The organism is Escherichia sp. WS3227_2, assembly GCF_046486495.1.
Lineage (GTDB): Bacteria > Pseudomonadota > Gammaproteobacteria > Enterobacterales > Enterobacteriaceae > Escherichia > Escherichia coli.
Genome location: NZ_JBJQLG010000004.1, coordinates 203,641 through 225,716 on the forward strand (window position 1 = coordinate 203,641; position 22,076 = coordinate 225,716).

A 22,076-nucleotide genomic window follows, 5' to 3' on the forward strand; every position below is an offset into this window, starting at 1 on the left:
AGGGTCGAGATATTTTTCGTTGTGTTTTATTTCGCCTGGCTACGGGCAAACAGGTCGTCGAGCTTCTCTTCGTACTGGTAGTAGTTGATGCTTTCGTACAGCTCGTTGCGGGTCTGCATGGTGTCGATGACGCTTTTCTGCGTCCCTTCCTGACGCAGGACGTTGTAGACATGCTCAGCGGCGCGGTTCATGGCGCGGAACGCTGAAAGTGGGTACAGCGCCATTGCGACATGGGCGCTGCGTAATTCGTCGGTGGTAAACAGCGGTGTTGCGCCAAATTCGGTGATGTTAGCGAGGATCGGCACCTGCACCGCATCGGCAAACTGGCGGTACATGGCGAGTTCGGTAATCGCCTCCGGGAACAACATCTCGGCACCCGCTTCAACATAGGCCTGCGCACGCTCAATCGCCGCATCCAGCCCCTCTACCGCCAGCGCATCGGTGCGCGCCATGATCACAAAATCAGGATCGGTTTTCGCATCCACCGCCGCGCGGATCCGATCCACCATCTCCTCTTTCGAGACGATCGCTTTATTCGGGCGATGACCACAGCGTTTTGCACCAACCTGATCTTCAATATGCAATCCTGCCGCACCGGCTTTAATCATCGATTTCACGGTGCGCGCCACGTTAAAAGCAGAAGAACCAAAACCGATATCCGCATCCACCAGCAGCGGCAGCGAACAAACGTCGGTGATACGGCGAATATCTGTCAGCACGTCATCAAGAGTAGAAATACCGAGATCGGGCAGCCCCAGCGACCCTGCCGCCACGCCACCGCCGGAGAGATAAATCGCCTGATATCCGGCACGCTGCGCCAGCAGCGCATGGTTAGCGTTGATGGTGCCGACAATCTGCAATGGATTTTCTTTAGTCAGTGCAGCGCGAAACGCTTTACCTGGAGAGTGTAGAGACATAGCCCATCCTTTGTTATCAACTTGTTATTTGCGTTGATAAACACAAAGCAAGGGGTGTGCCACAATTGCCTTAATAAAATTAAATGTTTAATTTCAATTTGTTAGCAATATAGTCATGAAGTAATCCGCAAATATGCGTTTCAGTTAACGTTTCAGGCAATGTTTCACCGCGTTTCATTGCAACAATTATGAAACAAGACTAAACCCAATATTCGGTTTCTTAACTTTGCGGTGCGCTATGGCACATCCACCACGGCTGAATGACGACAAACCGGTTATCTGGACGGTATCTGTAACGCGCCTGTTCGAGCTGTTTCGCGATATCAGCCTCGAGTTTGATCATCTGGCGAACATTACCCCTATCCAGCTTGGCTTTGAAAAAGCGGTGACCTACATCCGCAAGAAACTGGCTAGCGAACGCTGCGACGCCATCATCGCTGCTGGCTCTAACGGCGCGTACCTGAAAAGCCGCCTGTCAGTGCCAGTTATTTTGATTAAACCGAGCGGCTACGATGTGTTACAGGCACTGGCAAAAGCCGGAAAACTCACCTCTTCTATCGGCGTTGTGACTTATCAGGAAACTATTCCGGCGCTGGTGGCGTTTCAAAAAACCTTTAATTTGCGCCTCGACCAACGTAGCTACATTACCGAGGAAGACGCACGCGGGCAGATTAACGAGCTAAAAGCTAACGGCACCGAAGCGGTGGTCGGCGCAGGGCTGATTACCGATTTGGCAGAAGAAGCCGGAATGACCGGAATTTTTATCTATTCCGCCGCCACCGTGCGCCAGGCGTTCAGCGATGCGCTGGATATGACGCGCATGTCGTTACGCCATAACACTCACGATGCCACCCGTAACGCCCTGCGTACTCGTTACGTGCTGGGCGATATGCTCGGTCAATCACCACAGATGGAACAGGTGCGGCAGACTATTTTGCTGTATGCCCGCTCCAGTGCGGCGGTGTTAATTGAAGGGGAAACGGGGACGGGCAAAGAACTGGCAGCCCAGGCGATTCATCGGGAATATTTTGCCCGCCACGATGCGCGACAGGGCAAAAAGTCGCATCCGTTTGTTGCCGTCAACTGCGGGGCGATTGCCGAATCGCTGCTGGAAGCAGAGCTGTTTGGCTATGAGGAAGGGGCGTTCACCGGCTCGCGACGTGGAGGTCGCGCCGGGCTGTTCGAAATTGCCCACGGCGGTACGCTGTTTCTGGATGAGATTGGCGAAATGCCGCTGCCGTTGCAGACTCGGCTGCTGCGGGTACTGGAAGAAAAAGAGGTCACCCGCGTCGGCGGGCATCAGCCTGTTCCGGTAGATGTGCGGGTCATTAGCGCCACTCACTGCAATCTGGAAGAAGATATGCGGCAAGGGCAGTTTCGCCGTGATCTGTTTTATCGGCTGAGTATTTTGCGTCTGCAATTGCCACCACTGCGCGAGCGGGTGACGGATATTCTGCCGCTGGCGGAAAGCTTTTTGAAAGTGTCTCTGGCGGCGCTCTCCGCCCCGTTTTCTGCCGCATTACGCCAGGGATTACAGGCAAGCGAAACCGTGCTGGTGCACTACGACTGGCCGGGCAATATTCGTGAACTGCGCAATATGATGGAGCGACTGGCGCTGTTTTTAAGTGTGGAACCGACGCCGGATTTAACGCCGCAGTTTTTGCAGCTGCTACTGCCGGAGCTGGCGCGCGAGTCGGCGAAAATTCCCGCTCCACGCTTACTGACACCACAACAGGCACTGGAGAAATTTAAAGGCGATAAAACAGCAGCGGCGAATTATTTAGGCATAAGCCGGACGACGTTCTGGCGGCGGCTGAAAAACTGAACTGCCGAATGCAGCGCGAACGCTTTATCCGGCATAAATTTCAATAGATGATGATCACCGATAAACTTACGCATCGGGGATGTTTACATAGGTTTCAGAATTACTTCTTCTTATAAATATTTGCCGTGCCGTGAATCTTATTGTCAGTTTGACCAGAGGTCAGTACCAACACATCAGCCCCTTTTTCATCGGCTTTTTTGATTAAATCTTCTTTTGCATCTGCAGTCGACATTTCATTACTGGTTGAAATATCACCTATTTTTTCATACTGCGATTCAACTTTTTCAAATTCCGCTTTGGTCATCAATTCAGCGGCATAAACATTGGTAACGGCAAACGCTAACGCACCGACTAACATTTTAGAGATTATTTTCATATTACGGCTCCAGAGTTGTTATCACACTATCACCCACCCACATTATTGGGTTGATTAATAATTAGTTCAGTCAGCGCATAAACGCCAGTAACCGGAAATAAGACACTTTGTGATCTCTCTCGCACCCGATTATTTTTGGTAGAAATATGATGAAGTTACTTCACTTATTTATGGATGAAATCACTATGGATCCTTTGCACGCCGTTTATCTGACCGTAGGACTGTTCGTGATTACTTTTTTTAATCCGGGAGCCAATCTCTTTGTGGTAGTACAAACCAGCCTGGCTTCCGGTCGACGCGCAGGGGTGCTGACCGGGCTGGGCGTGGCGTTGGGCGATGCATTTTATTCCGGGTTGGGTTTGTTTGGTCTTGCAACGCTAATTACGCAGTGTGAGGAGATTTTTTCGCTTATCAGAATCGTTGGCGGCGCTTATCTCTTATGGTTTGCGTGGTGCAGCATGCGCCGCCAGTCAACACCGCAAATGAGCACACTACAACAACCGATTAACGCCCCCTGGTATGTCTTTTTTCGCCGCGGATTAATTACCGATCTCTCTAACCCGCAAACCGTTTTATTTTTTATCAGTATTTTCTCAGTAACATTAAATGCCGAAACACCAACATGGGCACGTTTAATGGCCTGGGCGGGGATTGTGCTCGCATCAGTTATCTGGCGCGTTTTTCTTAGTCAGGCGTTTTCTTTGCCCGCAGTGCGTCGTGCTTATGGGCGTATGCAACGCGTTGCCAGTCGGGTTATTGGTGCAATTATTGGTGTATTCGCGCTACGCCTGATTTACGAAGGGGTGACGCAGCGGTGAGCAGATAATTTACTCTCTACGTAATCAACCTGATTTGCCGAATCCCGACCATCGGCGATGATAGCCCCCGTAATGCGTGGTCCTTATTTCCGATAAGTTTACTTGAGTCTTTAGCTTCCCATTTCAGCCCACTCTCCCCTGTGTGGGCTTTTTTCATTGGTCTGACCCGTCCTGAATAGCCAAACAATGGTAATGTTCCACTTTGCAGGGATGATAATAAGGGGAGCTGATTCAGAAGAGTTATGAAAAGTTGGACCGCCATCGAGGCCTCGAACCCCGTACCATACAACAATCCTGGTTGTCGTCTGCTCTTCCTGATGAGCTAATGGCGGTTTTTGATATGAGCCTTACAGCATATTTTCTGTCAGGCTTGAGTGCGATGCGTAAGATACAGAAAAGACCCCACACAAACATGATGGAATTATGATTTTTTTAATATGAATGTCAACCCACACATTCACAAAACATCTGCATGAGATCATTTTTTATACACCGTATAGCTGCGAAACCACTGCTGATGCTTTTTTAAGCGAAGTGTCGCCGATCACAACAAAATATCGGCGAAAAAGGCGGTGGAATGCCATTTGGCATACGGATATACAGATGAAATGATCACCTGCTTTGCGATTCACTCTCTGGTGGAATAACAACTCGCAGGTGGAACCCTTTCTGAACTAAAGAGTGTAGCGGATTTTAACGTGCTTATTTACAGGATAATATCTGTCACCTAATTCCTGCACTCTATTAGATATCCATTGATTTAATCGCGCATCATCTCTGTATGTTTTTACGTCCAGAACAGAGAGCAATAACATCACCAGTGATTCAGGAAAAACAGGGTAGATATTTTTTAAGTGTAATAATAATCCATGCGCAAGCGCCTGCTTAATGGGCGCGTCGGTCTCCGGGATAGACGACATTTCGCGAAGCCATTTTTCCACATGCATACACTCTTTCCCTTTAGGGAAAAGTCTCAGCAAAGGCATATGGTGTTCAAGAAGAATACATTTGCAATCTGTTCGCACTGAATCGATAAACTGCACTAATTTCTTAAGCCCGGTAAAGCGTCCAGCCTGCACATTTGCTTTAATATCAAGAAACGCATCATCCTGGTCATATACCCAAACTGTCCCTTTTTGATTTTCAAGTATGCGAAAAACAAACTTAACCGGGTGATCAGGGTAATCCATCCAGTCATAAAACCCAGGGAAATCATTAAACTGCACATTTATGGTGAGTGCGTTATCGTCTGACCACTCACAGTCTCGTACGGCAGCCATGAGATGAATGAGTTTGTCGTCATCGACTAAATCATCACGACAATCATAAGGATAATAATAATATTGTTTAATCAAAACCTTGAATATATCGACACAGGAGACCAGGGAGCTTTTGATATCCTCTGATAACTGATTGTTTTTAACCGTATTAAGTATGCTTTGTTGCGTATATGGCATCAAATTATTGTGCGGAGCTTTTAATGATATCATCGCGATCTCTCTTAAATAAAAATAAACGTCGCAGATAATAAAGCCCTGATTAAACCAGGCACTATCAGAAATCGCTCATAACGAACGTGTGAAGTATTGTGTACTGGAGGGAGTTAATTTAACAATTTGAATTTACGTTATAGGTTTTACTGCTACTTTGATATTATTTCGCTCTCCTTAACTAAAAAGTTAAGTGGAGAGCGAAGTTAATATGTTAAACCACAGGGTATTTATTAATTTTTTCAGTCTGTTAGTGTGCGATTATCGATAACAAAACGATATTTCACATCACCACGCAGCATTCGCTCATAGGCTTCATTAATTTGATCGGCCCGAATCATCTCTATATCAGCCACGATGCCATGTTCGGCGCAAAAATCGAGCATCTCCTGTGTTTCTGGAATGCCGCCAATCATAGAACCGGCTATCGCACGGCGTTTCATGATCAGGTTGAAAACTTCCGGTGATTTATGCGGTGTCGCAGGCGCACCAACCAGCGTCATGGTGCCATCACGCTTCAGCAAGGTAGTAAAATCGTCGAGATTATGTGGCGCAGCTACTGTATTCAAAATGAAATCGAAACTCTTCAGATGAGCCGCCATCTCATCGGCATTGCGTGAGTTAACAACTTCATCGGCCCCCAGGGCTGTTGCCGCTTCGCGTTTTGACTCAGAAGTGGTAAATGCCACCACATGCGCCCCCATCGCGTGGGCCAGCTTGATCCCCATATGTCCCAGACCGCCGATGCCGACCACGCCCACTTTTTTACCCGGCCCGGCCTGCCAGTGACGTAGCGGCGAGTATGTGGTGATCCCTGCACACAACAAAGGAGCCACCGCCGCCAGCTGCTCTTGCGGGTGACGAATACGCAGAACATATCGCTCATGAACGACGATCTGTTGTGAGTAGCCGCCCAGAGTATGGCCCGGTTCGTCCGGCGTCGGCGAGTTATAGGTGCCGGTCATGTGATCACAGTAGTTTTCCAGCCCGTCTTCACACTCTTCGCAATGTTTACAACTGTCGACAATGCAGCCGACACCAACCAGATCGCCCGGCGCATATTTTTCTACCTGATCACCAACAGCTACCACGCGCCCTACAATTTCATGGCCCGGCACGCAGGGATAAACCGTCCCCGCCCACTCGGAACGGACCTGGTGGATATCGGAATGGCAGACGCCACAGTAAGCGATTTCAATTTTGACATCATGCGGTCCCGGTTCACGCCGGGTGATATCCATCGGTTCAAGTGGTTGTTTAGCGGAATATGCACCAACAGCTTTGATCTTCATTGTGTTTACTCCTGATTAGCTATGTGTATTTGGCGATGCCTGATATGTCATCGCGGCAAAACGCGTCCATTGAATATAGCCAATATTTAAACCACCCGATCCAGCCCCAACATGCCGCGAGCCTGAATGAAACAGAGCAGCAACGTTCCCCATAAGGCCATCGTCAGGTAGGGGCTTATACCGAGAATATTGAAGCCGCTTTCAATAATTTGCAGAAGAAACAGCGCCAGCACCATACCAATTATCCGCCCGCTGCCGCCGTCCGGATTAACCCCGCCGAGTACTGCCGCGAGGATTGACACCAGCAAGTACGATTCGCCATAAGAGGCCTTAGCCGAGTTGAGTTTCGACATCATCAAAAATGCCGCTACCGCACAAAGCAAGGCGGAAATGACATACACCCATATCAGCACCCGACGAGTGTTAATACCGGAGTAAAGTGTTGCTCGTTCGTTAGAACCAATCAGATAAATGGATTTACCGAGTGGCGTTTTCTCCAGCAATATCCACAGCCCCAGCGCCACTGCGGCAAACAACCACATCGGTAGCGGAATACCGAACCACTGTGCATGATTCAACCACAGCACCCATGAGGGATAATTGGCAATGGCGCTACCGCCTGTCACCAGAATATTTACCCCTTTGAGCAACGTCATCATCCCAAGCGTTGCAAGAATTGGCGACACTCGAATACCAGCAATCAATACGCCGTTACATAAACCGATTATCACCGCCGCGCCAGCGCCCGCCAGCAGCGTAGCGACAACCGTAGCAATACCCGGTGGATACTGAGTCGCCACCCACGCCATCACCAGTGAACAGGCGTTAGCAGTGGCTATAATTGACAAGTTAATGCCACCGCAAAGCATGGTCACCGCCATAGCCAACGCCAGAATGCCCAGCACGGGCATTTGCGAAGCGACGGACTGGAAATTACTTATCGACCAGAAAATCTCCGGCATAGTAATGCTGAAGGCTGCAACAGTTAGCACCAGCAGGCCGATCAAGTAAAACTCAACGTTGTTACGCCACGATTTTTTCATAGCAGACTCCGGTTCTGATGCTGACTCCACGCCGTGGCACTAATGCTGGCAACGATGATGATGCCGGTGATCAATGTTTGCCAGTAAGACGAGACTCCCAATAAATTTAGCCCGTTTTGCATCACTGCCAACAACACCACGCCGAGCAAAGTACCGGTTAACGTGCCGCGCCCGCCGAGCAAACTAGTGCCGCCAAGCACCACCGCAGCCAGTACTGTCAGCTCATAACCCAGAAGAGAATCGGGGGCGACAGTCATCACCGTCCACGACTGCACTACACCCGCAGCACCAGACATCAATCCCATATAGCCGTAGACGAAAAGTTGCAGTTTCAGCACGCTAAAGCCGATGCGACTGGCTGATTCGCGGTTCCCGCCAAGGGCATAAATTTTGCGCCCTACACTGGTGAAATTCATGATAAACGCTGTTAGCAGCACCACCGTAATCATGGCGATCAGCGGCAGACCAAGGCCATAGTCATAGCCATCAGCATCGGTGTACTTGAACAACATAACCCCCTGCTCAAACCACGGCGGAAAGTCGTACAGCCACACACCTTTACTCAACCATAACAGCAGGCCATAGAAAATATTCAGCGTCGAGATAGTGATGATGATAGACGGCACCCGTAGGCGATTAACCAGTAAGGCGTTTATTAAGCCAAGTAAAATGCCGATGCCGCCCGCCAGGGCAAACGCGACAGCAAAGTTGCCACCAATTTTTTGCAGCAACAGCACCATGCCGTATTGCGCAATGATGGTCATTGCCGGAAACGAAATATCAATCCCACCGGAAATTAACACCACAAACAAACCACAGGCGAGAATAGTCAACATGGCATAGTTATTGGCGAGATCGTACAAATTACCGAATGTCAGAAACTCGTCGCTGCGCCAGGCAAGGCCAACAAACAGCACCACAATCAGTAATGCCAGCCAGAATTCATGGCGTTTTTTCAGTTCAGCCATTTACCACCTCCGCAATCCTGGCCTGAGAACTGCTGTCAGGCAGGAAGCTATGGGTGATCTGACCTTTTTGCATTACCAAAATCCGGTGGCTTTGATACCACGCTTCTTCAATTTCATCGCAGATCATCAATACCGCAATGCCATGAGCCGCCAGATCGCTGATAATGCCGTATATTCCTGCTTTGTTGGCGATATCAACACCGACAGTCGGGCTATCGAGAATCAACAGTCGTGGCCCAATCGCCAGCCATTTGGCGATCGATACTCGCTGCGCGTTACCCCCGGAAAGCGTATTCACCGGGAGATGTGGGTCAGAGACTTTGATGGTCAATGCCTTGATTAGCCTGTCCACCAGGTCACGCACTTTAGCTTCACTCAGAAAGCCGAAGCGATCTTTTACCTTGTGAAAAACAGTGCTAATGATGTTGTCTTCAATAGATTGCGCCATCACCAAACCGCGCGACATGCGATCTTCCGAAACATAACCAATACCGTGGCGGATGGCGTCCTGGTTACTATGCAGTGTAACCGGCTGACCGTTGATGAGGATCTCACCAGCATCCGGTCGGGTCATACCAAACAGACTCAGACATAATTCCGTGCGCCCCGCACCAAGCAGGCCAACAATCGACACCACTTCGCCCGCTTCCACCCGCAAGTTAATATTTTGATATTCCCCATGACGACTTAAATTACGCACCTCCAGCACCGGGGTGCTGGATTTTCCCTGCCACAACTCTCGTACCTGATATTCGAACTCCTGGCCGGTCATCAGAAAACTGAGTTGTTTTGTGGTCATCTCTGCGGCCGGAAAGGTCCCGACCAGCTCACCATCTTTCAGCACTGAAATACGGTCGGAAACTTCCATCACTTCTTCCAGACGATGACTGACGAAGACCACGCAGATCCCGCGTTCCCGCAATTGATGCACCACCTGTAATAACCCTTGCACTTCCTGATGGGTCAGCGAAGCGGTTGGTTCATCCATCACGATCAACCGTGCGTCCTGCGCCAGTGCACGGCAAATTGCCACCAGCTGACAGCGGGCAATTGAAAGCTCAGAAACGAGCGTATCCAGTGGCAATGTGACGTTAATACTGGTCATTGCCGCCTGCGCCACCTCACGCAGACGACGGCGGTTAACAAACAGACCGTGGTGATAGTGATTCACGGCGATATTCTCCCAGACACTCAGGTTAGGAAATAAAGAGAGGTCCTGATAAATCACCTGAATCCCCTGCGCCACCGAAGCGGCGGGTGTCAGCTTTGACCAGTTTTTCCCACCAAGCGTAATTTCCGCTCCCTCATCCGGGCGATAAACACCGGACATAATTTTAATCAACGTCGATTTACCACAGCCGTTTTGCCCGGCAAGGCAGTGCACTTCACCCGACATAAAGTCGAGAGAAACATCGCGCAGCGCTCGCGTGGCATGAAACGTTTTGTTGATATGACGAAGGGAAAGGAAGGTTTCCATAGCATCCCCTGGCAATAAGAATCGGGGCTTTCGCCCCGAAGAAATGGATTAATAAAGTGAGTCGATATTGTCTTTGTTGACCAGTAATACCTTATGGAAACGGATAATTCGCTTATCCATATCTACGTCGGCCTTACCGAGATTCTCCATTTCTAATCCAGGTTTGATCTCTTCACCCTTCAGCAACGTGCTGGCGACGGCCGCGAGTGCGTAACCTGCAGAGGCCGGATCGTAAGTAATCCCTTCGGTGATATCACCACTTTTAATCAGTGATGCCGCCTGTGAAGGGATCATCATGCCATAGACTGCGACTTTATTTTTCGCCCGTTTCTCTTTCACCGCACGTCCCGCGCCAATCGGACCGTTTGAACCAAAGGAGACAACCGCTTTCAAGTCAGGATAGGTTTTCATCAGGTCCAGTGTGGTACGACGTGAGTCATCCACACTCTCGGCAACCGGCATGCGGCGGGTAACTTCATGCATATCAGGGTAATGCTCTTTCTGGTATTTCACCAGCAAGTCAGCCCATAAGTTATGCTGCGGCACGGTCAAACTACCCACGTAAATCACATAGCCGCCCTTGCCACCCATGCGTTTCGCCATATGTTCAACATATTCAGCGGCAAATTTTTCGTTATCAATGATTTCGATATCCCAGTTAGCACTTGGCTGACCGGGGGATTCGTTGGTCAGAACCACAATTCCGGCATCTCGCGCTTTTTTGAATACCGGTTCCAGCACGTTGGCATCGTTTGGCACGATAGTAATTGCATTAACCTTACGGGCGATTAAATCCTCAATAATTTTAACCTGTTGCGGAGCATCAGTACTTGAAGGTCCCACCTGTGAGGCATTAACACCAAAGGCTTTACCCGCCTCGACCACACCTTCGCCCATGCGATTAAACCACGGCATACCATCGACTTTAGAGATATTCACCACGACTTTTTCCGCTGCCTGGAGCGGCGCAGAAATTAGCGCAGCGCCTAATAACAGCGAAGACACCATATTGATAACAAAACGTTTATTCATCATTTCAGCCTCATTGCAGGGTAGTCAGGAAGTGTTCGCCCAAATTAGCGCGCTGGAGAGAATAAGAATTTTCGAATATTTTTATGCAGAATAAACAGCCCTATTTCAGGCAGCTATTAAAAATTTGGTTATAAATATGGACAAAACGGGCAGCAATAATAAGTGTGACATTCATCACGTAAAAAATAGCAAAATAAACAAAATTAGCGATATTTTATGTTTGTGAGCTTATTTCGCGTAGAAAAATAGTTATCTACACAACGTCAATAAGGGCATATTCTTCAAAGATAACGTCCATTTCGGGTGAATAGCATCCTTCTGCCTGGAAAAAACGACGGTGTTCATTACGCCAATATTCAAGACTGAGGTCACCTTCACCTTCCTTACGGGCAAGCTCCGCGGTGACATCAGAAAAGCGCAGTAAATGCAGGCCAATCACTCTGATAACACAGACAGGCTCACCACGGCTATTTTCTACAATCTTATACTCACCAATCATCGGAAATGCGTTGTCTTCAATACATCCCGCCAGCGAACCACAGGAAGCTGTTTTAACACATGTCGCAATCAACGTTGCGAGGTGATCGGCCAACGCTGCTGAATCGCCAAAAGTACAAAAGGAAGCATGGGGATATTCTTGTGAGATTTTTTCTTTTATGGTCATGAGAATATTTTCGCGATTACGGAAAAAATCACATCTTAATTACTGTTGGTAACCATCAGCAAGAAGATCATTGGTTTTTCGATGCTTAATCTTTTTTATCCGAAGCAGGTCACATTTATGGCTTGATAAATATCTTTGTTAAAACTCACTTTTGTGTATTTCTCTCAAATAATCCCCTGGAAATTACGCCCGGAGATTATAAAGTTCAGGATCATTCATTAGCAAACCATTGCTGCCCCACTCCCTGGGGCTTTAAATCTCTTACTGTTCACCATTGCAGGCGTTTCAAATGCGTATCAACCTGCCACACTCCCCCACACCAGTTGCCCTTTATGGAACGTCGCCGTTCTCGGCGAGATACGCGCCACCGCCTCGGCGGAACAGGAGGCGTCCACCAGCACAAAACTGGCGTCATCCTGCGCTTTGGGCCACACGCGCTCGCCTTTTTCATTCAGCGGCAATACATCGCCAGTGGCTAAAAACAGCGAACGGGACAAATTCTGTTCGTTAGGGCGAATATAGAGCTGCGCGTACAGATTGGCTTTTTCCAGCATGTCGCCCAGGCCGTAAGGTGACCAGTGGTCAATAACGCTGTCAGTTCCGGTCATGACTTTTACGCCTTTGTCGTGCAACTGTTTGAGCGGCATATGCAGCGTGCCAATCGGCACCGTCGAAGCGATCGAAATTCGCTGCGCCGCCATCCGGTGCGCCAGTTCATCTACCTGTTGTTCGTTGAGCGTTGCCAGCGCGAAGGCGTGGCTGATGGTCAGCTTGCCCTTCAGCTGTGGCGTTTTCTCTACCGTTTCAACCATATAATTGATGGCTGCCACGCCTGCCGGAGTGGTTTCGTGTAGGTGAATATCGACGCCTTTGTCGTAGTCCAGCGCAATCTGAAACATGGTGTCGAGGGATTTTTCCATCGCGCCATCAACACTGGTCGGGTCCAGACCGCCGACGTAATGCGCGCCCGCCTGCATTGCTTCACGCATTAAGGGTTCCGATTTCGACAGCAGCAAACCGTGCTGCGGGAAGGCGACGATTTCACACTCGAAGCCCGCCTGACGTCGCGCCAGCACCGCCTGCAAATTTTGCAGATTTTTCAGGCCGGAAACCGGTTCGATATTGCAGTGGCTGCGGGCAATGGTAGTGCCTTTCGACTGCAATAAATCGATCAGTTTTTCCGCTCGTTCCTGAGTGTACGGTTGCAGCTCCGGCAGCATTTTCTGCTCGAGGTTGATCATGTCCTGGATGGTGGTGCCTGCCGGGCGATTGAGCGAGCGCCACGGCCCGCCGTAAAAGGTTTTGTCGAGATGAATATGCATGTCGCGGGTGGTGGGCAGCATCAGCTTACCGCCAGCGTCATAGTGCGGCAGCGTGGCGTCCGGATGCTGATTGTTCTCGCGCAGTGCAACAATTTTGCCGTTCTGAATTTCCACAGTCTGGCGCGCCGTGCGGGTCTGCACCGCCACGCCATTTTCGTAGTCAAAACCGGTTTCCAGCAACACGTTGTCGAGATAGTAGTGCGGGTCAGTGATTTTCATGGTGTTATTCGCGTCGCAGTGGGTTGTGCCAGAGACTGCCGCATGGGCGAGCGGCACAGAGGTACCAAACAGCGCGGCGGCGGTGACCATCTTACCGCTCTGGCTCAGAAACTCACGGCGGCTATTGCTTTCTTTCATCTTACGTCCTTACGTTTTAATAATATGGGTGCCCGTTTCACCGCGCAGCGCCGCAGGCAGGCATTCCGGCGTGGTGATAATCACTTCTTTGCCGCCCTGTTCCAGGAACGTCAGGCTGGCGATGATTTTTGGCAACATGCTGCCAGGCGGGAAATGCCCTTCCTGCATATAGCGGGTCATGGTGGCAATATCCACCCGATCAAGCGCCTGCTGCTGCGGCTTGCCAAAGTGAATACACACTTTTTCCACGCCAGTAGTGATCACCAAAATGTCGGCGTGAATTTCGCGAGCCAGTAGCGCGGTAGAGAGATCTTTGTCGATAACTGCGTCCACGCTTTGGTAATCCCCTGCTTCTGTGCGCACCACCGGAATTCCGCCGCCACCCGCGCCAATCACCACAAAGCCTTGTTGGATCAGAGTCTTAATGGCAGGTGCTTCGACAATACGTTTCGGTTCCGGCGAGGCGACCACGCGGCGATAGCCCCGTCCGGCATCTTCAACAAAACGCCAGTCAGGGTTTGCCTTTTGTAATTCGTCACGCTGGCTTTCACTAAAGAATGCGCCGATGGGCTTGGTGGGATGGGCAAACCCCGGATCGTTTTTATCCACTTCCACCTGAGTCACCACGGTGACGGCTTTTTTCTCACCGTGACGCGCCAGTCGGTTATTCAGCGCCTGTTGGATCAGATAGCCAATGCCGCCTTGCGTATCCGCCACACAGTTCGCCAGCGGCGTTAAGGGCAGCCCTTCGCGCTCGTGGGCTATCTCCGCGCGGCGTAAATCCAGACCGACCTGCGGCCCGTTGCCGTGGGTCAGCACAATGTCGTAATCGGAAGCCAGCATTTCCAGCACCGTATCGGCCACGGCTTTCACCGCCTCCGCCTGATGCTCAATCGACTGGCTGGCGTTATCTTTGATAATGCTGTTGCCACCAATGGCAACGACCACAAGCTCTTTCATGTTGTTATGTCCGCTACAGAGGGTGATGGGGTTATGAGAGTGAGGTTGCCCCTCTCCCCAGAAGGGAGAAGGGATCGTAAGGTGCGTTTGCAGGTCAGACGCCGTAACGTTCGCACCAGCCGAGAATGGCTTTCTCGAAGCAGGCGAATGGTGGATGCACAATGCCCGCACCAATCATGCCGACGCCCGCATCTTTATGGGCGATGGCGGTGTTGATCACCGGCAGAATGCCGCTGCTGCCCACGCGGGTGATGTCGATTGCCGACGGCACGCCCATAAAACCGAGCAGCGGAATGGTGACGTTGGGGTTTTCACCGAGAGTGATTTCACGCATCTGGCGGGAGAAATCGATAGCCTCTTCCACCGTGCCGCCCACCAGCGCGACGATCGCGGGCGCGGTCGCCATAGCAAATCCGCCAATGCCGTAGGTTTCGGTGATGGCGCTGTCGCCGATATCCAGCCCCGAATCTTCCGGCTTATAACCGGCAAACATCGGCCCGATCACCTGCTGCGCCGGACCGGTAAACCATTGCCCCGGCAGGCCGCTGACCCGCAGGCCGAACTCGACGCCGTTACGCGCCATGGTGGTGACCACGGTGCTGTATTCGATGCCGTGCGCCGCATCCATCGCCGCTTTACACATCGCCATCCACGTCGGGCCGGAGAAGTAGTCGCTGCTGGCGACAAACTCAAACACTTCGCGCTGTTGCTCGACGGAATAACCCGCCTGAATAATCCCTGGCGTCAACGCCTGAATCAACAGCGTCGTCCCGGCGTTATTGCGGTTATGGCATTCATCGCCCATATGCAGCGCTTGCGCCAGCATTAAGCGCAGATCGATTTCGCCGATAATTTTCATCGCGTCGCGCAGCATGGGCCCCTGCACATCGCGCATCCAGTTGAGGCGGTCAATCACGCTCTGGTCGTTAGCGCCCATACGCAAAATCTTCGCCATCTGCTCGCTCATATTGGTGTAAGCGATGTTGCCGTAGGTTTTGTTTTTTACGATGTGCATAAACATCGAGGCCGAAGTAACACCCGCCATCGATCCCACGCAGTCGTGCTCGTGGCACGGCGAGAAGGAGATCTCCCCGGAGGCCGCCAGTTCAGCCGCCTCGTCGAGATCTTTCGCCAGCCCTTCGAACACCAGCGCCCCGGTGACCGCGCCTTTCATCGCGCCGCACATTTTTTCCCAGGTGATCGGCGGCCCGGCGTGAAGAATGGTTTTCGGCGTCATGCCCGGCACCACGTTAATCGCCTGATCAAAACCAATCAGCACCGGATGTGACTGAATAATGCGCTCCAGCGCCTGCTGATTCGCGGCGGCGATTTTGTCCGCCAGCGGGGAATCGGCAATGTTGTCCAGCGCCTGCACCACCTGCATATTGCCCTGCCCCGGCGGCGTCCAGTCGAGTTGGGTCACTTCTACATGCTGCTTTTTCAGATCATCGCTAAACATGGCGATGCCGACGTTAATAACGTTCAACGGTTGGCTAAACAGTGACTGGCTCATCAGGCTTCCTCCCCTTTGCAGATAAATTCACGCGCCAGCAATCCGGTATTGGTGCTGCTGCTTGCCAGAATCACTCCGGCATCAAGCAGCATCTGGCTTTGTTGTTCTAATGATGGCGTATCAAGATCGGTACCCAGCACATAGGCGAGAATGATCAACTCACGTCCTTCGGCAGCGGCGATCGCTTTCGCCTCTTTGATCGCCTCGATGGTGGAACCGACCGGATCTTCATGCGATCCAAACCCGAGCACAAAATCCATCACGATCACCGCCACTTCTGGATCGCGCGCCTCTTCGATCAAGCGGCTGATACGGTTGGTGGGGTCAATCATTGGATGCGGCTTGCCGTTGGTGAAGTCGTCATCGCCAAAGTCTAGGAAGGTGTGTTTGATGCTGCGGTTGATATCTTGCAGGCGGAATTCAGGATCGGGCTGAATGTTGCTGTAGACATCGCCATGTTTTTCCATCACCGCGAACATGGTTTCGTCACACAGCGTGCCGCCGCAGAACAGGCCACGAATGTATTTCTGCTGCGGTTGCAGACGCGCACGCACATCCGCAATCAACGGCTGGTTCAGGGTATGCAAGTCGAGATGTTCTTGTTTCACACCGGAGAGCATCACCGCTTTTAGTGCCGCCTCTTTGCTGCCGCGAGCAAACTGTAGCCCCTGCTCATCCACTGGCGTTTCGCCACGACCGAGGAAGCAGACCACCACTGGCTTACGGCAGGCGCGTGCGCGTTCCAGCACTTTGCGGGCCACCGCAGGCGCTGGCGGTTTGGAGATAAGCACAATGATTTCAGTTTGCGGATCGTTTTCCAGCATCCCGATAGCGTCGAGCATCATCAGGCCGCCGATTTTCTCGCTCAGGTCGCGCCCGCCGGTGCCGATCAGTTGTGAAACGCCGCCGCCAAATTCATGAATGCGGACGCTCAGCTCCTGGCTGCCGGTGCCGGATGCGCCAACAATACCGATGTTGCCGCGACGCACGGCGTTACCAAAGCAGAGCGCCGCGCCGTTGATAATCGCCGTGCCGCAGTCCGGCCCCATCAGCAGCAGCCCTTTTTCATGGGCCAACTGTTTGAGCGCCAGTTCATCTTCAACCGAGACGTTATCGGAAAACAGCATCACGTTAAGATCGTTTTGCAGCGCCTGACGCGCTTCGCGAGCGGCAAACAGACCGTTGACCGAAATCACTGCCAGGTTACTTTCCGGGATATGCTTTTTGGCGCTGGCAATAGTGGCGTAACGCGCCTCGTGCGAGCCGCTTTGCGCTTTGGTGTTGAACAGTTCTTCAATCTCCGCCAGCAACTGCTCGTTGTCCACACCCGATTTACCATTGATGACAATCATCAGGTCGCCGTTTTTCGCCTGCTCCAGCTCCGGCGTCAGCAGCCCTAAATTCTTCAGTACGCCTTTGTTCATTTCGGTCGCCATCGCCACAAATGCCTGCTCGACGCCGTCGAGTTTATTTGCACGCGTGGAGATAGACATCAGCGAGACAGAATCAAAATAGGTATTCGGTTTAATGACTATTTTAACTGACATAATTCCCTCCGTAGGTTTGGCTCAGCGCACAACCATCGGCCATGCCATACAGCATGTCGCAGCCGGAACTGGAGCCAATATGTTTAATTTTTTCTATTGCCTGGGTTGAATTCCCAGGGACACCATAAATAATATCGTGAATAAAATGATGAATATTTTCCCGGCAGCGTTGTTGTAATGCGGCTTCCAGCGTTATGGCACTTAATAACGTGGTATTATTTCTGCCGCGTTGCAGACCGATATAAAATTCCTCTTTGTATTTTTCCGCCGGATGTCCGGAAATAAATAAAATAAGCGCCAGACCTGTTAAATAATCGTCGGCTGATGGCGTAAGGCCAATCCCTAAGCCCATCATACTGGCGACTGCTGAGGCGATATTTTGTTTATCGTTTACGGCCTGAATAACTGCCCGTCGTTTAATATGTAATTCTTTATTTAACGCCTGATAAAACGGATTATCGCCGCAATAATTAAACAGGGTTTCATTTTCCCCCAGGTGCTGATGAATAATGTCATGCCACTGTTGCCAGGCGATAAGATGAAAATTCACAGCGGCCATTTGCAAGGTTGGGGACAGCCAACGCAGGCAATGACTCATCTCTATATGAAGATGTTGACCAACCGTAATGCCTTGATCGTCAAACTGAACCTTATCACCATGCCGGAACAGACCATCAAAGTGAGTGAGTGCCAACCGACAACTGTTTGGCGCATTGTCGTACTCTTCACAAAGCAGCGTCAGCAACTGCTGGCGGGCCGGAAGTGCGATATTTACCGCTCTGGCAAAGACCTGTTCAACCTGACCTTGCCCCCGATGCGCCAGAAAATCAGCATCCGCAGTTAGCGCCCACACACACCGTCTTTCTGGTGTGTTGATAGCAAGCCTCCCGGATTATGCACCTGCGGCAATCAGTAACTGCGCAATCTCTTCAAAGCCTCGTTCCCGCGCCAGTTCCAGCGGCGTTTTGCCATATTTATCCGTCATGTGCGGGCTGGCACCGTGTTCCAGCAATAACTGGACAATCGCCTGCTGTTTAATCCCGCCATCATTAAGCACAATTGCTTCCAGTAGCGGCGTCCAGCCAACATGGTTGGTCTGGTTAACGTTAATCTCCGTATGCGCCAAAAGCTCTTTTACAATACTTAAATGGCCTTTTTCACAGGCAGGCGTCAGGCCGACACCGCCAAAACGGGTGACGCAATTAAGATCAGGTTTAGCCGGTAAAATAATCCGTAACAGGGTTAAATCGCCGGTCAGGCAGCTAATTAAAAAAGGATTTGAACATATTTGATCTTGCTTATTAATATCCGCTCCGGCATCAATTAATGCCTGAACGCAAGCATATTGCTGATATAAACTTGCCAGCGTAATTGCCGTTTTCCCCTGACGATCGCAGGTATTAATATCGACACCCAGCGCAAGGCATGTTTTTACTTTATCGATATCACCCTGTTGCGCAGCCAATAAATAGTCGGCAGGTAGATTTTTTATAGTCATTCACATTCCCCTGGTTTTTGTGGCTGTTTTCGATGAATTGAGAATAGCAACGATAATCTGATAAAAGAACCCGCTTAAATTTAATTCGCCGTATTTCGCCTTTTTGTTGAATGATGTTCAACAATCTTTTCGCAGTGTGCGGTAGTGCAATATTTGTTTCTTTGACCCGATACCCTTTCACTCAATCAGGTTTTATTTCTCTATAGTCTGCACATGTAAGAGTAGCTTTCGTCCATGTCTAACCAGAGGGGAACAAGATGAACGGACTCACGGCAACGGGTGTCACCGTCGGTATTTGTGCAGGGCTTTGGCAGTTAGTGTCTTCACATGTCGGGCTCTCTCAGGGATGGGAATTATTAGGAACTATTGGCTTCGTCGCCTTTTGCAGTTTTTATGCCGCAGGCGGCGGTAAATCGGGGTTTATCAGAAGCCTGGCGGTTAATTATTCCGGGATGGTGTGGGCGTTTTTCGCCGCGCTGGCTGCCGGTTGGCTGGCCTCGGTGAGTGGATTGTCCACGTTCTGGGCGAGCGTGATTATGACTGTACCCTTCTCGGCGGTGGTGGTCTGGCAAGGACGTTTCGGTTTATTGTCTTTTATTCCCGGAGGCTTTCTCGGCATGACGCTATTTTTTGCCAGCGGGATGAACTGGACGGTGACATTACTGGGTTTTCTGGCGGGTAACTGCGTGGGGATAATTTCAGAATATGGCGGACAAAAATTAAGCGAAGCGACGACTAAACGCGACGGGTATTAAAAGTTATTCAAAAATGATTATCTATCTTTAACCGATACCTCTACAGTCATGGCTGGAGAAATTCATATTCGATAATGGCGGGAATGGTTTAATGAACTCAATTTTTACCGAAGAGAATCTGTTGGCATTTACTACCGCTGCGCGTTTTGGCAGCTTCAGTAAAGCCGCAGAAGAGTTGGGTTTAACCACTTCCGCCATTAGCTACACCATCAAGCGAATGGAAACAGGGCTGGATGTGGTGCTGTTCACTCGCAGTACCCGAAGCATTGAGTTAACGGAGTCCGGGCGTTATTTTTTCCGCAAAGCTACCGACCTGCTGAATGATTTTCACGCCATCAAACGCAGCATCGATACTATTTCGCAGGGTATAGAAGCACGGGTGCGCATTTGTATTAACCAACTGCTTTATACGCCCAAACACACCGCACGCTTATTACAGGTACTGAAAAAGCAGTTTCCAACCTGCCAGATTACCGTGACGACCGAAGTGTATAACGGCGTCTGGGATGCGATTATTAATAATCAGGCGAATATTGCTATCGGCGCGCCCGACACACTGCTGGACGGCGGCGGCATTGATTACACGGAGATTGGCGCAATTCGCTGGGCTTTTGCTATCGCCCCGGATCACCCATTAGCCTTTGTGCCGGAGCCGATCGCCGAAAGCCAACTGCGTCTCTATCCTAATATCATGGTGGAGGACACCGCGCATACGATTAATAAAAAAGTGGGCTGGTTGCTGCATGGGCAGGAGTCGATTCTGGTGCCAGATTTCAACACCAAATGTCAGTGCCAGATTTTAGGTGAAGGGATTGGTTTTTTGCCGGATTACATGGTCCGTGAGGCGATGACGCAATCCCTGCTGGTTACCCGACAAATCCATAATCCGCGCCAGGATTCGCGCATGTTACTGGCGACTCAGCATTCTGCTACGGGTCAGGTGACGCAGTGGATTAAAAAACAATTTGCGCCAAATGGCATATTAACGGGGATCTATCAGGATTTACTGCATCGGGAGAATTAATCGCTGCCAACCTCCCGATGCGCTGTGAATAGCGGTTTACATCAACCACCTGCTTTCATTACCCATTCAGAGATAAATTTATTACCCGGAACTGGCGGGGAGTACAAATAGCCCTGTAAAAAGTGAACGCCTTTGCCGATCATTAAATCCGCCTGCTCCTGGGTTTCTACCCCTTCCGCCACGATACTCAGACCAGGCTTACGCGCCAGTTCGACAATATTGTCCACAATATGACCGGATATTTCGTCCACGCTCGCCATTTGCACAAATGACTTATCGATCTTAATAAAATCGACCGGGAACGCCTGCAAGTAACGATAGGTCGCATAACCCGTACCAAAGTCATCCAGCGCAAAGGTAATGTTGTGCTGATGAAGGCTGTCAAATATCGCTCTGGCTTCTGGCGTTACCGGAATAGGGTTACGTTCCGTTAGCTCGAGAACCAGTTTGATTTTATCGTTACCTAATTTCTTAACCAGGTTCAGACACTCTTTTTCAAATCCCGCAGCCAAAAAACAACCCGCCGAGACGTTGATGCCAATATGGAAATTGTCCGGCAGCAAATGTTTTACCGGCATCAGAATATCCGCAGTCTGTTTCATCAACTGGCGAGTCATTATGACGATAAGACCAGATGACTCCGCCAGAGGAATAAACTGATCCGGTGGGATAATTCCCGTTTGTGGATGTTCCCAGCGGACAAGCACCTCACAGCCCGTCAGTACCCCAGTCTGCGCGCAGAAAACCGGTTGGATCCACGGTTTAAACTCATGGTTTTCCAACGCCAGACTGATGGCTTCAGGCGTGACGATATGGTGATAGTGATTATCATTAATATATTTGTGACTATTATTACCCGTGGCGGATATGATCTCCGGATTGTACTGAAAGAAAATATCCCGCCAGAAAGTAATATCACTCTGAATCCCCAGTTTCTCAAAGAGCTGTTTCTTTTGATGTGAAATGGTCTTTGCACTGCGATTTCTGTACTGTGATATTTCTGTTACAGACATTCCCTGCATCAGCAGCTTGAGTAGCAGTCGTTCTTTCTCGGATACGCTACCAGGCAATGACAAATGAACCGTTGTACCGAACTCTTGCAGAAAAACACGAAAATCACATGAATTCATGAACACACCTTTTATCTTTTATCGCTGTTCAGTATGAGTGATTACCTGTGGATTCCTGAGCACACATA

General features: G+C 50.3%; 21 protein-coding genes. 4 read left to right on the top strand and 17 right to left on the bottom strand.

What is annotated here, in order from left to right:
* Nucleotides 1–26: 26 nt before the first annotated feature.
* A complete protein-coding gene (gene prpB / locus ACJHXB_RS07690) occupies nucleotides 27–917 on the bottom strand; it encodes a methylisocitrate lyase (protein WP_000052204.1) in 891 nt (296 codons plus the stop codon).
* Between the two features lie 238 nt (nucleotides 918–1,155).
* On the opposite strand from prpB, the gene prpR reads away from it, so the two are divergent.
* Nucleotides 1,156–2,742 carry a propionate catabolism operon regulatory protein PrpR gene (prpR, locus tag ACJHXB_RS07695; RefSeq protein WP_000941090.1) on the top strand — a complete coding sequence of 529 codons (1,587 nt, stop codon included), beginning with the start codon at nucleotides 1,156–1,158 and terminating at the stop codon, nucleotides 2,740–2,742.
* A gap of 100 nt (nucleotides 2,743–2,842) precedes the next feature.
* Here prpR and yahO read toward each other — a convergent pair whose 3' ends face one another.
* Nucleotides 2,843–3,118 (bottom strand): DUF1471 family periplasmic protein YahO, encoded by a 276-nt coding sequence (gene yahO, locus ACJHXB_RS07700; RefSeq protein ID WP_000691953.1) that lies wholly within the window; start codon nucleotides 3,116–3,118, stop codon nucleotides 2,843–2,845.
* Between the two features lie 146 nt (nucleotides 3,119–3,264).
* Here yahO and ACJHXB_RS07705 point away from each other — a divergent pair, with 146 nt between their 5' ends.
* The gene (locus ACJHXB_RS07705) at nucleotides 3,265–3,936 is read left to right on the top strand and encodes a LysE family transporter (protein WP_000976969.1); all 672 of its coding nucleotides are present in this window, start codon (nucleotides 3,265–3,267) and stop codon (nucleotides 3,934–3,936) included.
* Between the two features lie 16 nt (nucleotides 3,937–3,952).
* Here the strand turns inward: ACJHXB_RS07705 and yahM are convergent, their stop codons facing one another.
* The 14 genes from yahM to ACJHXB_RS07775 form a co-directional block, all read right to left on the bottom strand.
* Entirely contained in the window at nucleotides 3,953–4,198 is a 246-nt protein-coding gene (yahM, locus tag ACJHXB_RS07710) for a protein YahM (RefSeq protein WP_000290604.1), read from the bottom strand.
* 412 nt (nucleotides 4,199–4,610) lie between these two features.
* A complete protein-coding gene (gene yahL, locus ACJHXB_RS07715; protein WP_001605091.1) occupies nucleotides 4,611–5,426 on the bottom strand; it encodes a protein YahL in 816 nt (271 codons plus the stop codon).
* 242 nt (nucleotides 5,427–5,668) lie between these two features.
* Entirely contained in the window at nucleotides 5,669–6,718 is a 1,050-nt protein-coding gene (gene yahK / locus ACJHXB_RS07720; protein ID WP_000692722.1) for an NADPH-dependent aldehyde reductase YahK, read from the bottom strand.
* Between the two features lie 86 nt (nucleotides 6,719–6,804).
* A complete protein-coding gene (locus ACJHXB_RS07725) occupies nucleotides 6,805–7,761 on the bottom strand; it encodes an ABC transporter permease (RefSeq protein WP_000750344.1) in 957 nt (318 codons plus the stop codon).
* Nucleotides 7,758–8,729, bottom strand: coding sequence for an ABC transporter permease (locus tag ACJHXB_RS07730; protein ID WP_000818902.1), 972 nt, complete (start codon nucleotides 8,727–8,729; stop codon nucleotides 7,758–7,760). The genes ACJHXB_RS07725 and ACJHXB_RS07730 overlap by 4 nt, the downstream gene beginning before the upstream one ends.
* Nucleotides 8,722–10,206, bottom strand: coding sequence for a sugar ABC transporter ATP-binding protein (locus ACJHXB_RS07735; RefSeq protein ID WP_000447342.1), 1,485 nt, complete (start codon nucleotides 10,204–10,206; stop codon nucleotides 8,722–8,724). The genes ACJHXB_RS07730 and ACJHXB_RS07735 overlap by 8 nt, the downstream gene beginning before the upstream one ends.
* A gap of 48 nt (nucleotides 10,207–10,254) precedes the next feature.
* Complete coding sequence (locus ACJHXB_RS07740; protein WP_001042105.1) at nucleotides 10,255–11,238, bottom strand: autoinducer 2 ABC transporter substrate-binding protein; 984 nt, start codon at nucleotides 11,236–11,238, stop codon at nucleotides 10,255–10,257.
* Nucleotides 11,239–11,491: 253 nt separating this feature from the next.
* Nucleotides 11,492–11,902: an ASCH domain-containing protein gene (locus tag ACJHXB_RS07745; protein ID WP_410233480.1), complete on the bottom strand. Its 411-nt coding sequence runs from the start codon at nucleotides 11,900–11,902 to the stop codon at nucleotides 11,492–11,494.
* Nucleotides 11,903–12,198: 296 nt separating this feature from the next.
* Nucleotides 12,199–13,581, bottom strand: coding sequence for an amidohydrolase family protein (locus tag ACJHXB_RS07750; RefSeq protein ID WP_000665144.1), 1,383 nt, complete (start codon nucleotides 13,579–13,581; stop codon nucleotides 12,199–12,201).
* A gap of 9 nt (nucleotides 13,582–13,590) precedes the next feature.
* Nucleotides 13,591–14,541 carry a carbamate kinase family protein gene (locus ACJHXB_RS07755; protein ID WP_000661640.1) on the bottom strand — a complete coding sequence of 317 codons (951 nt, stop codon included), beginning with the start codon at nucleotides 14,539–14,541 and terminating at the stop codon, nucleotides 13,591–13,593.
* 94 nt (nucleotides 14,542–14,635) lie between these two features.
* Entirely contained in the window at nucleotides 14,636–16,054 is a 1,419-nt protein-coding gene (locus tag ACJHXB_RS07760) for a DUF1116 domain-containing protein (RefSeq protein WP_000083440.1), read from the bottom strand.
* On the bottom strand, nucleotides 16,054–17,601 hold the full coding sequence (gene fdrA, locus ACJHXB_RS07765) for an acyl-CoA synthetase FdrA (RefSeq protein ID WP_000111842.1): 1,548 nt from the start codon (nucleotides 17,599–17,601) through the stop codon (nucleotides 16,054–16,056). Before fdrA ends, ACJHXB_RS07760 begins: the two co-directional genes overlap by 1 nt.
* Nucleotides 17,591–18,454 carry a DUF2877 domain-containing protein gene (locus ACJHXB_RS07770; protein ID WP_001316147.1) on the bottom strand — a complete coding sequence of 288 codons (864 nt, stop codon included), beginning with the start codon at nucleotides 18,452–18,454 and terminating at the stop codon, nucleotides 17,591–17,593. The genes fdrA and ACJHXB_RS07770 overlap by 11 nt, the downstream gene beginning before the upstream one ends.
* 39 nt (nucleotides 18,455–18,493) lie before the next feature.
* A complete protein-coding gene (locus ACJHXB_RS07775) occupies nucleotides 18,494–19,099 on the bottom strand; it encodes an ankyrin repeat domain-containing protein (protein WP_000153102.1) in 606 nt (201 codons plus the stop codon).
* A 257-nt stretch (nucleotides 19,100–19,356) separates the two neighbouring features.
* Here ACJHXB_RS07775 and ACJHXB_RS07780 point away from each other — a divergent pair, with 257 nt between their 5' ends.
* Together ACJHXB_RS07780 and ACJHXB_RS07785 are read left to right on the top strand one after the other, a co-directional pair.
* Complete coding sequence (locus tag ACJHXB_RS07780) at nucleotides 19,357–19,854, top strand: DUF1097 domain-containing protein (RefSeq protein ID WP_001013882.1); 498 nt, start codon at nucleotides 19,357–19,359, stop codon at nucleotides 19,852–19,854.
* A 91-nt stretch (nucleotides 19,855–19,945) separates the two neighbouring features.
* Entirely contained in the window at nucleotides 19,946–20,878 is a 933-nt protein-coding gene (locus ACJHXB_RS07785) for a LysR substrate-binding domain-containing protein (RefSeq protein WP_001084392.1), read from the top strand.
* Nucleotides 20,879–20,919: 41 nt separating this feature from the next.
* Here ACJHXB_RS07785 and pdeL read toward each other — a convergent pair whose 3' ends face one another.
* Nucleotides 20,920–22,008 carry a DNA-binding transcriptional activator/c-di-GMP phosphodiesterase PdeL gene (gene pdeL, locus ACJHXB_RS07790; RefSeq protein WP_001305451.1) on the bottom strand — a complete coding sequence of 363 codons (1,089 nt, stop codon included), beginning with the start codon at nucleotides 22,006–22,008 and terminating at the stop codon, nucleotides 20,920–20,922.
* Nucleotides 22,009–22,076 lie beyond the last annotated feature (68 nt).

Coding starts and splice junctions, on each gene's coding strand:
- ACJHXB_RS07740 (WP_001042105.1), bottom strand. CDS start 11,238: ATGAATAAACGTTTTGTTATCAATATGGTGTCTTCGCTGTTATTAGGC.
- yahM (WP_000290604.1), bottom strand. CDS start 4,198: ATGGCGGTCCAACTTTTCATAACTCTTCTGAATCAGCTCCCCTTATTA.
- ACJHXB_RS07775 (WP_000153102.1), bottom strand. CDS start 19,099: ATGACTATAAAAAATCTACCTGCCGACTATTTATTGGCTGCGCAACAG.
- ACJHXB_RS07725 (WP_000750344.1), bottom strand. CDS start 7,761: ATGAAAAAATCGTGGCGTAACAACGTTGAGTTTTACTTGATCGGCCTG.
- yahK (WP_000692722.1), bottom strand. CDS start 6,718: ATGAAGATCAAAGCTGTTGGTGCATATTCCGCTAAACAACCACTTGAA.
- prpB (WP_000052204.1), bottom strand. CDS start 917: ATGTCTCTACACTCTCCAGGTAAAGCGTTTCGCGCTGCACTGACTAAA.
- ACJHXB_RS07760 (WP_000083440.1), bottom strand. CDS start 16,054: ATGAGCCAGTCACTGTTTAGCCAACCGTTGAACGTTATTAACGTCGGC.
- pdeL (WP_001305451.1), bottom strand. CDS start 22,008: ATGAATTCATGTGATTTTCGTGTTTTTCTGCAAGAGTTCGGTACAACG.
- ACJHXB_RS07735 (WP_000447342.1), bottom strand. CDS start 10,206: ATGGAAACCTTCCTTTCCCTTCGTCATATCAACAAAACGTTTCATGCC.
- ACJHXB_RS07705 (WP_000976969.1), top strand. CDS start 3,265: ATGATGAAGTTACTTCACTTATTTATGGATGAAATCACTATGGATCCT.
- ACJHXB_RS07755 (WP_000661640.1), bottom strand. CDS start 14,541: ATGAAAGAGCTTGTGGTCGTTGCCATTGGTGGCAACAGCATTATCAAA.
- ACJHXB_RS07730 (WP_000818902.1), bottom strand. CDS start 8,729: ATGGCTGAACTGAAAAAACGCCATGAATTCTGGCTGGCATTACTGATT.
- prpR (WP_000941090.1), top strand. CDS start 1,156: ATGGCACATCCACCACGGCTGAATGACGACAAACCGGTTATCTGGACG.
- ACJHXB_RS07750 (WP_000665144.1), bottom strand. CDS start 13,581: ATGAAAGAAAGCAATAGCCGCCGTGAGTTTCTGAGCCAGAGCGGTAAG.
- ACJHXB_RS07780 (WP_001013882.1), top strand. CDS start 19,357: ATGAACGGACTCACGGCAACGGGTGTCACCGTCGGTATTTGTGCAGGG.
- fdrA (WP_000111842.1), bottom strand. CDS start 17,601: ATGTCAGTTAAAATAGTCATTAAACCGAATACCTATTTTGATTCTGTC.
- yahO (WP_000691953.1), bottom strand. CDS start 3,118: ATGAAAATAATCTCTAAAATGTTAGTCGGTGCGTTAGCGTTTGCCGTT.
- yahL (WP_001605091.1), bottom strand. CDS start 5,426: ATGATATCATTAAAAGCTCCGCACAATAATTTGATGCCATATACGCAA.
- ACJHXB_RS07745 (WP_410233480.1), bottom strand. CDS start 11,902: ATGACCATAAAAGAAAAAATCTCACAAGAATATCCCCATGCTTCCTTT.
- ACJHXB_RS07785 (WP_001084392.1), top strand. CDS start 19,946: ATGAACTCAATTTTTACCGAAGAGAATCTGTTGGCATTTACTACCGCT.